Genomic DNA, 414 nt, shown 5'->3' on the forward strand with positions numbered 1-414 from the left:
GTGTGTTGCAGAACCATCCGCACATCATCATCTGCGGATACAGGTGTCGTCTACCCAAGCCGTGCGTGTCGAACGTTACTGGCGTGACGGGATGATTCTCGCCGATCGCCTAGGCTGGCCCCATGACGGCAATCCTGAACTGGTGGGACGGCGTCGAACTGTGGCTGACCGGGCTGCCGTTCGTCGTGCAGACCGCGGTGGTGATGCCGGTGGTGCTGGCGTTGGCCTATGGCAGCGCAGTGGTGCTCGACGGCGCGCTGGGCTGGGGAATCACCGGGTTGCACCGGCTGCGCCACGCCCCGGCGGACGAGGTGGAATCCGAGTGAACGGTATGCCGCGCTCACGTGTCACGTTGATCTTGATTCTGCTGCTTGTCCTGGTCATCGTGATGTGGTTGCTGACCCGCTAGTCGGG

Annotated in this window: 1 protein-coding gene; it reads left to right on the forward strand. The window is 63.3% G+C overall.

From position 1 onward, the window contains the following. The first annotated feature begins 122 nt into the window (after window positions 1-122). Window positions 123-326, forward strand: coding sequence for a hypothetical protein (locus AO501_RS19315; RefSeq protein ID WP_003879666.1), 204 nt, complete (start codon window positions 123-125; stop codon window positions 324-326). The last annotated feature ends 88 nt before the right edge of the window (window positions 327-414 follow it).

This window comes from Mycobacterium gordonae (assembly GCF_001417955.2).
Classification (GTDB): Bacteria; Actinomycetota; Actinomycetes; order Mycobacteriales; family Mycobacteriaceae; genus Mycobacterium; species Mycobacterium gordonae_B.

Bases quoted from the DNA above. Each gene is read 5' to 3' on its own strand.
- AO501_RS19315 (WP_003879666.1), top strand. From the start codon at position 123: ATGACGGCAATCCTGAACTGGTGGGACGGCGTCGAACTGTGGCTGACC.